8 protein-coding genes are annotated in these 8,426 nt (G+C 38.8%); 4 read left to right on the forward strand and 4 right to left on the reverse strand.

From position 1 onward, the window contains the following. Window positions 1-424 (forward strand): TetR/AcrR family transcriptional regulator (locus NL42_RS15655; RefSeq protein WP_461313438.1); only part of this gene is annotated, 424 nt, incomplete at its 5' end. Window positions 425-670: 246 nt separating this feature from the next. Continuing rightward, window positions 671-2,011, forward strand: a complete 1,341-nt coding sequence (locus NL42_RS15660; protein WP_002157177.1) for an aspartate aminotransferase family protein — start codon at window positions 671-673, stop codon at window positions 2,009-2,011. 148 nt (window positions 2,012-2,159) lie between these two features. Here the strand turns inward: NL42_RS15660 and qhpR are convergent, their stop codons facing one another. The 3 genes from qhpR to NL42_RS15675 all read right to left on the reverse strand — a co-directional run bounded on the left by qhpR (window position 2,160) and on the right by NL42_RS15675 (window position 5,905). Beyond that, window positions 2,160-3,194, reverse strand: coding sequence for an AraC-like transcriptional regulator QhpR (qhpR, locus tag NL42_RS15665; RefSeq protein ID WP_461313443.1), 1,035 nt, complete (start codon window positions 3,192-3,194; stop codon window positions 2,160-2,162). 308 nt (window positions 3,195-3,502) lie between these two features. Continuing rightward, window positions 3,503-4,828, reverse strand: a complete 1,326-nt coding sequence (locus tag NL42_RS15670) for an HAD family hydrolase (RefSeq protein ID WP_461313439.1) — start codon at window positions 4,826-4,828, stop codon at window positions 3,503-3,505. Between the two features lie 75 nt (window positions 4,829-4,903). After that, window positions 4,904-5,905: a phosphotransferase enzyme family protein gene (locus NL42_RS15675; RefSeq protein WP_461313440.1), complete on the reverse strand. Its 1,002-nt coding sequence runs from the start codon at window positions 5,903-5,905 to the stop codon at window positions 4,904-4,906. Window positions 5,906-6,085: 180 nt separating this feature from the next. On the opposite strand from NL42_RS15675, the gene eat reads away from it, so the two are divergent. Next, window positions 6,086-7,501, forward strand: coding sequence for an ethanolamine permease (eat, locus tag NL42_RS15680; protein ID WP_461313441.1), 1,416 nt, complete (start codon window positions 6,086-6,088; stop codon window positions 7,499-7,501). Between the two features lie 163 nt (window positions 7,502-7,664). Here eat and NL42_RS15685 read toward each other — a convergent pair whose 3' ends face one another. Continuing rightward, the gene (locus tag NL42_RS15685; protein WP_003650898.1) at window positions 7,665-7,898 is read right to left on the reverse strand and encodes a hypothetical protein; all 234 of its coding nucleotides are present in this window, start codon (window positions 7,896-7,898) and stop codon (window positions 7,665-7,667) included. Window positions 7,899-8,178: 280 nt separating this feature from the next. On the opposite strand from NL42_RS15685, the gene NL42_RS15690 reads away from it, so the two are divergent. After that, window positions 8,179-8,403, forward strand: coding sequence for a hypothetical protein (locus tag NL42_RS15690; RefSeq protein WP_461313442.1), 225 nt, complete (start codon window positions 8,179-8,181; stop codon window positions 8,401-8,403). Window positions 8,404-8,426 lie beyond the last annotated feature (23 nt).

Consider the following 8,426-nt stretch of genomic DNA (forward strand, 5'->3'; position numbering starts at 1 on the left):
TTTTTATAACTACTTTCACTCGAAAGAGCGATTTATTGAAATCTGTCTAATCGTACAAAAAGAACGATTAAAAGAAAAAGTGATTTCAATTGCTGAATACACCAGCCACACAAGCGCTAGGGATAAACTTAAGGCACTTTATCTTTTACACACCGACTTAGAGGGGCTTTACTTTCTATTATTTAAAGCTATTTTTGAGATAAAACTGACCTATTCAAAAGCCTATCAAGTCGCAATTAAATATAGAACTTGGCTAATCAATGAAATCTATAGCCAGCTTATAAAACTAAAAGCCGATGCGACTTTTCAGGATGCAAAGCTATTTTTATATATGATTGAGGGCGCAATTATTCAGCTTCTAAGCTCAGATGGAGCAGACGACAGAGAAAGCTACTGGAATATGATTTCTAATGTCTTTCTTTAGACGTTTCGGCTTATTTGGGGGGAAGGCATAAGCCTTAATTCTAAAATAGCGATTGGATGAACTTTGAAAGTTGACTTCAAATCGTGGCTTAAGTGGTCTGAGGTCAAGTTTTTTTAAAGATACTTAAGCAATATGGTTTGCGTAACTTCAATCAAATACTGAAATATTTCGAATCAGCGTATGAGTTGCCTACGTCAGTTATCGTCTCGCACAAAAGTATGCTGAATATAAATAGAGGAGTCATTCATGGGTACGCGTTCAACCATTATGGATACCAATAGCTTTCGTCCAGAACATGCTGCTGAGCTGGACCATGCTACCCGCAAACTGACCGATAAAAGAAATAAAATTTTAGGTGAATCCTATCGCTTGTTTTATCGTAATCCCGTGCATCTGGTGAAAGGACAGGGGCAATATTTATGGGATGCAGCAGGTCATCAATATCTGGATGTTTACAACAATGTTGCCAGCATTGGTCATTGTCATCCTGCGGTGATTGAAGCGGTAAATGAGCAAATGAAAATGCTCAATACCCATACCCGTTATTTACATGAAAATATTTTGGATTATACGGAAGAACTCTTACAGACTACTCCTGATGAAATTGACCGTGCCATGTATATGTGTACGGGTTCGGAAGCGAATGATTTAGCGATTCGTATTGCACGTGAATATAGCGGCGGTACAGGAATTATTGTGTCTCAAGAGTCGTATCATGGAACCAGTAGCTTAACCTCAGGATGCTCTCCAGCGCTTGGAACTGAGCAGCCTTTAGATGCGACAACTCGTCTAGTTCCAGCACCTGATTATTATCGGATTCAAACTGATGATTTGGGCACATGGTTCGCACAGCAAATCCAGCAACAAATTGATGATATGAATGCAAAAGGTATCAAGTTTGCAGGTTTTTTAGCGGACTCAATATTTTCTTCTGACGGTGTGATGCCTAATCCTGTTGGGTTCTTACAAAAAGCGGTTGATGTCGTCCATGCCAATGGCGGTATCTTTATTGCTGATGAAGTACAACCGGGTTTTGCACGCACTGGCGATTCTTTCTGGGGCTTTGGTCGTCACAATGTTGTACCTGATATCATTACCACAGGTAAACCAATGGGTAACGGAGTTCCAGTGTCAGGGCTTTTAGCCAAGAGTGAAGTCCTTGCTGCTTTTAGCGATAAAATTCCATATTTTAATACCTTTGGTGGTAATCCTGTTTCTATGGCAGCGGCACAGGCTGTACTTAAAGTTATTCAGGAAGAAGAATTGCAAACCCATAGTAAATATGTGGGAGGGCTACTTCTCAAAGAACTCACTAAACTTATGGATAAACATGAGATGGTCGGTGATGTCCGTGGCGCTGGTCTATTTATAGGATTTGAACTGGTTAAAGATAGAGCGACAAAAGAACCAAATAAAGCATTGGCTTTGAACCTTATTGAAGAACTCAGAAACACTCATCGAGTTTTAACCTCGGTTGCAGGTCCTTATGGCAACGTATTGAAATTGCGCCCACCTTTGGCTTTCCAAATAAAAGATATCGATTGGTTAGTTGGCGCTTTGGATCAAGCCTTAACAAAATTAAAGTAAGACCTTATATAAAAAATACCCTTCAAGTTGGATGTTAAATCTAATTTGAGGGGTATTTTTTTGTTCAATCATCTTGCAGCTTTAGAAGATATCTCGAATTGCTTAAATAATAAAAAGGCCTCTATTCAAGGCCTGTGTTTTCAATGTTTTAGTGTCTTAATTGACGTGGTGTAACACCAAACCAGCGTTTAAATGCACGAGACAATGCACTTACTTCAGAATAACCTAATAAGAATGCCATTTCTGAAATTGGAATATTTTTCTGCTTAATATAATGTTCTGCCAATTCACAACGAACCTGATCGACCAAATGGGTAAAGGTCAGTCCTTCAGTTTTTAAGCGGCGGGTAAGGGTGCAACTAGTTAAACCAATATCATGAGCGATTTTTTCAAGGTTTGGTTCACCTTCACTCAGTTCAAGTTGGATGTGAGAGCGAACATGATCTGCAAGACTTTGACTTTGAGAAGAGCGATTAAGTAACAGCAGCGTATCTAAAATTACTGTTAATAAAATAGAATCACGCCCCGGCATAGTATGCTGGACGTCTTTTTTTGAAATGATGATGGAGTTAAAAGGCTGATCAAAATAAACAGGCGCGTTAAATAATTTGCTGTGTTCTTGCCAGAATTCAGGGCGAGTATGTTCAAAGTGAATCGCGCGTGGTGAATAATGAGGGCCCATCACTTCACGGATCACATTCATAAACATGCCCATGGTCAGTTCTGCATCTTGGCGGCGAGTTAAAATCGCGCCGTGTTGAACCTGATAATCTATGCGCCAACTATCTCCTAAATCGACCATTCGATTGAGGGTATCTTTCTGATGCAAATAAAAATTATTGGTCATGTTCATGAGTGCAGACTCTAATGTATTTGAACAAAGACCAATGTATCCAATCAGCCCTAAAGATTTCGGCTGAAACTGTTGACCATAATGCAGGCCAAAATTATCACAACCAGAAACCAGTGCTGCCTGTTCTAGCACCTTGCAATAATTGGGCAGTTGTAAGCTTAGAGTTGGGCTGATTAAAAGTTCAGGATTAATACCACTAATACCTAAAACGCGATCAACATCTGCACCTTTTTGACGAATAAACTCGCTTAATCCAGAGGCAGCTGCAGACAATACACCTTGATTACACATATTTGAATCGACAAGATGAGCTGGGTTGAGATGTAACATGTCAAGTCTCATGATATTTATTCCTAACTATTCTTATATTAAGCAAAAGCCATACCAGTTTTTACTTACATCCATGATTTTGTGTTATTAAAAGTTTTTATAAAATAATGACTTATGTGCTGCTGTTTTTAGTTTCAGGCTTGATTCTTTAAGAAGAGATCAAGAGTTGTATCTTAGGTTGGGTAGCGAACTAAAAGAAGGCAGAAAATGCATTAGAGATAGGCAAACAGGGCAGAACTAAAACAATAAATTAAGCGGCTTCTCATGCATACAACATGTATTGTAGGCATGAGAAAATAAGTGAAATATTAATTTTTTGTAGTTTTTGCCGTTTGCGCACCATAACTTAAACTGGCCATTGAGGGTCTAAATTGACCTGTATTGGCATCGCGGCCCTGTAGTAAAAATTTAGGATTGGCTTGACTATAGCCTTGCACGGCCTGCTGAGAAAATTTTCCAATATCAGAACTCGGACTGCGCAATCGGTTGATAATCAGAACCTTCTGAGTCGCCGCAAAATCTTGCATCATATTTTGATCGCCTTCACTGTCACCTGCGATAAAAATTGGCCCGTAACCATATTTAGAGACTAAAAAACGCTGGATGGTTGCTGTTTTGCCTTTACCTTGAGTCTGCGCATAACCATGACGAAACTCAGGTAAAATTCGATTTTGTTCATCTCGTTCCAACTCCATGGCGTAGGCATTTTTTTCATTAATGTTATAGCCGATCTCTGGATTAGAAATAATTTCCTTAATCACATCAATAAAAGATGCCGAGCAGACATAGACATCAATTCCATTGTCCTGAAAGGCCTTAAATAGATTTTGCATTTCACGGTATGGTCTTAAACCATTTTCCCAAGTGGTTTTCACAACGCCTGCTTGGCCCGAAAGCGCTGCGGGAGAGGTCCATGTCACAGGTCCAATCGGTTGCTGCATTTGCCAAGCCACCGTTGCTTTCACCAAATTACGGACTTCTTGTTCGGTAAGCCCAGTAAATAAATAAGTGACCCACGGATATGCGACTTCATGATCAAACGTGTCTCCAATCGCTGCATATAGATATCTCATTTTAGTAATGAAATCGAGATAATGCGGATCTTGTTTAATTTGATCCAGACTTTGCTTACCTTTTAGACCGTTATAGTGATGATAAAGCCATGTGTAGCTGGCAATAATATCTGGGGCGATTTTATTAATATTGACGGCTTGGCCTTGCTGATTATTGTAGGCCGCTTCAAAATTTTGCGAGCTAATTCCTTTACGAATAATCTGATTAAGCTGCTCTGGCGTGACATTAAACGCTAAGTGTTCAAGTTGATAAATTAAAGTGGCTTCTTCGATGTCTAAAAATACTGAGGTATTGTCAAAGTCAGTAACAATATACGGACGTTTGTCAGAATTGTAGTTAGGGCTGTCTTTTCCATAGGTAGCAATCAATTGATTGAGCTGGTCAAAGTTAAAAGCGTCCCATTGACCTTTTTGGATATATTCCTTTTTTGGAATAGCGACTGGGGGAGATGCGCTTTGCAAAGGGTTGTAGTTACATGCGCTTAGCGCAATCATACTTGCCAGACTACTGGTGAGTAATAGTGCTTTGGCAACTTTGCTCAGTTGATGGGTAGCTTGCATAAACCCTTCCTTTAAATTCTATAAAATTTAAAAACTAAAAATTGGAAATGAGGGAAAAGCGATCTAAATCACTTTTCAAATTCCGACAGGCATTTGCCCATTTAAATATTTTTTACAGAGACGCACAGTTTCATTGGACCATTGATCGCCAAGGCTTTGAGCCATTTCTGTTTGTGCGTGAGAACCATTCCAAGCCATCATTTGAATGCGGCGTTGCATGATAAAAGTTGGGATCATTTCATATTCTTCTTGCTGAATATGACCTACACGTTCGTAGCCTTTTAACCAGTGATCAACCCATTGAGGTGCATTTGCATAATGTTCATTGAAGCTAATCGCAGCGGCGAGGTCATGCATAAACCAACTCATTCCGCAGTCATCAAAATCGATCACGCCAATACGTTCTTGTTGTAGTAATAGATTGGTTAAACGCAAATCGGCATGAATCAGGCCATAGCGTTCTTGGGTTTTGCCAAAGAAATTTAAATCTTTCGAAATCTGTGTAATAGCTTCTTCAATCACGCCGTGATCTTGTGGTTTTAAATGAGGTGCATTTTTCCAGTTTCCCCAGTGTCCATCTGCACCAACCATGGTTTCATGGTTCCACACAATACGTTGAAAGTTTTCAGGCACTTGCCATGTCTTACTATGTACGTGCAACTTTGCGGTAATTTGTCCTAATTGTTCAAATGCAGTGGGGTCAACTTCAACCGTCGGCATATCGCCCTCAACCCAGTTGAAAAGAACTGCATAACGATAAATATCATTTGATAGTTTCAAGGTAATTACGCGCTCACCCGATTGATCTGCAATCGCAACAGGAACTTGGATTCCACTCGCATTTAAGGCATCTAACCATTCAAGCTCACTTTGTATATCGAGTTTGCTGTGATAGTTGGGACGGTGAATTCGAAGTGCATATCGGGCAGATCCAGTCGAAACTTGATAAGTTGCATTTTCAGACTGACACAGTAATTTGACCTGTCCTTGATAGTCTGATGGATATTGCTTAATTGCTTGTTCTGCCAGTATTTGTAATTGAACTTGGCTTAAAAATTCATTTTGTTCTACAGACATAACCCATCTCCTCAATTTAATTTTTAAACACGTTTCGTGTTGAGATGCCGTCGATCTTATAAAAGAAAAAATGAATCAACTTGACTTCAAGTGGTCGGGGAGATGTTTTGCTGTCAAGTTTTATGAATATCTTTTGCGCAACTATGGGTGGTGTAAATTTAGTCGATAAGGCATACGACAATGAAAGAATCTGAATTAAGCGTAGATGTTGGTGCTTTACAACAGGACGCAGAGTATTTTGCAAAACGTCAGTTAAAAAAGGGGGCAGTAGGTTGGTTACTTTTAGTGGGGCTGGGTGTTTCTTACGTCATTTCGGGTGACTTTGCGGGTTGGAATTTTGGACTGGCACAAGGCGGCTGGGGAGGACTCTTTATTGCAACAGTCATCGTCGCGTTTATGTATCTCTGCATGAGCTTTGTGATGTCTGAGATGTCGACGATGTTGCCCACTGCTGGCGGTGGTTACAGTTTTGCCCGTGTTGCATTTGGCCCTTTTGGAGGATACCTCACAGGGACTGCGATTTTAATTGAGTATGCAATTGCACCTGCCGCCATTGCCGTATTTATCGGTTCATATTGCGAATCACTCTTTGGAATTGGCGGCTGGGCAGTTTATTTAATTTGCTATTTAGTTTTTATGGGCATTCATCTGAAAGGTGCAGGTGAAGCGCTTAAAATCATGTTTGGAATTACCGCCGTTGCTTGTATTGCACTGGTTGTATTTATCGTCGCGATGCTTCCACATTTTGACAGCGCACGTTTATTTGATATTCCAGTCAGCGCTCATGCAGGTGCGAGTCGCTTTTTACCGTTTGGCTATATGGGAATATGGGCAGCCGTACCTTATGCCATTTGGTTTTTTCTTGCTGTTGAAGGGGTGCCACTGGCTGCTGAAGAAGCAAAAGATCCAGTACGTTCATTGCCACGAGGCTTGATTGGTTCAATGTTGATATTGGCATCATTTGCACTTTTAATTTTATTTTTAGGTGCTGGTGCTGCCGGTTCAAATGCTTTAAAAAATTCAGGAGCACCTTTAGTTGATGCACTCATTGCAGTGTATGGTCAGCACACATGGTTGGCGAGTTTTGTTAACTTTGTAGGTCTTGCGGGTCTTGTCGCAAGTTTCTTCTCAATTATTTATGCATATTCACGCCAGATTTTTGCATTGTCACGTGCGGGATATTTACCAAAAAACTTATCACTTACCAATGAAAATAAAGCGCCATATTGGGCCATTATCATTCCGGGCATCATTGGCTTCTTACTTTCTTTAACAGGTGAGGGCGACTTACTCATTTTAATGGCAGTATTCGGTGCAACAATTTCTTATGTGTTGATGATGCTCTCACATATCAAGTTGCGTTTATCTCGTCCTGAATTACCACGCCCTTATAAAACGCCTGGTGGAGTTTGGACGTCTTGTATTGCCTTGATTCTTGCCGCTGTTGCTGTAGTTGCAGGGTTAATGGTAAATCCAAAAGTTTGGTTGTTAGCTGCACTCATTTATGTCGGATTTATACTCTATTACTTGTTATATAGCCGTCATCATTTGGTGAAAGGCACACCAGAGCAAGAGTTCGCCATGATTGATGACTGAGTTTGAGTGCAATAAGAATAAAGAGGTTTCGACCTCTTTTATTTTTTCTTTTTTCTAAGCATTTCTAGATTTGAAAGTTTTTTATTTTTTAATAGATTGTACTTTTTTATCTCATTAAATCAGTTGTCTACAAAACACTCATAAATGAGCTAATTTCATTGATTTATTCAAGATCAAGTTGATTATCGTCTTTAGTAATTTTAATTTTTAACTTTTTATATTTGCGTTTATTTGGATCAATTGCAGAATTTATGACCTCATCTGAGAAAGAGGCGCATAACATTAATTTTGCGTATGCACGGTAGCCTATTAAAATTCTGCGTAGCGGATAGTCCGTTCTTGAAGAATAATATTCGATTCGCGAGTTAAGCTCTTGTAGTAGGGTCTGTTCGGCCATTCGAATAATTTTCTGTAAGTGATTCATTGCAGCATATAGAGATTTATCTAATCAAAGAAGGGTTATTTTCACTAATATGAAATTTGGAAAATTAAATACTAATATTGCATATTAAAATATTCTAGACATACAAATTATTTTTTATTACCTGTAAATTTAAGCAAGCACACTAAAAAAATAATGAATTGATAAATGGTAGAAAAATTACTGGTAACAACTCTTTTTAGAGCAACCGATCTATGTGTGTTATAGTCAATTTCAATTTATAATTGGCATTGAAATGGATATCTGTATTGGCGGCATACTTGATGGTCAAAAAAGAAAGAATGATCATACTCATTTCAAAGTAGATAATCATTATTCTAATCATGGATCTCAATATAATAAAGAATATTTTCATTTAGATGGGCAACTTCATTCATTTTGGATAAGTGAAGAACTTGACTTATATGAAGCAGAAAAAAGAATTGAATTAATACTGAATATGAAACTTTTAGTTACCTAAATTAAAATCAATAATTTATTATA

This window comes from Acinetobacter sp. GN11 (assembly GCF_054823985.1).

What these genes read in the sequence shown, in the direction of transcription:
- NL42_RS15685 (WP_003650898.1), bottom strand. Translation starts at nt 7,898, where the DNA reads ATGGCCGAACAGACCCTACTACAAGAGCTTAACTCGCGAATCGAATAT.
- NL42_RS15660 (WP_002157177.1), top strand. Translation starts at nt 671, where the DNA reads ATGGGTACGCGTTCAACCATTATGGATACCAATAGCTTTCGTCCAGAA.
- NL42_RS15675 (WP_461313440.1), bottom strand. Translation starts at nt 5,905, where the DNA reads ATGTCTGTAGAACAAAATGAATTTTTAAGCCAAGTTCAATTACAAATA.
- NL42_RS15690 (WP_461313442.1), top strand. Translation starts at nt 8,179, where the DNA reads ATGGATATCTGTATTGGCGGCATACTTGATGGTCAAAAAAGAAAGAAT.
- qhpR (WP_461313443.1), bottom strand. Translation starts at nt 3,194, where the DNA reads ATGTTACATCTCAACCCAGCTCATCTTGTCGATTCAAATATGTGTAAT.
- eat (WP_461313441.1), top strand. Translation starts at nt 6,086, where the DNA reads ATGAAAGAATCTGAATTAAGCGTAGATGTTGGTGCTTTACAACAGGAC.
- NL42_RS15670 (WP_461313439.1), bottom strand. Translation starts at nt 4,828, where the DNA reads ATGCAAGCTACCCATCAACTGAGCAAAGTTGCCAAAGCACTATTACTC.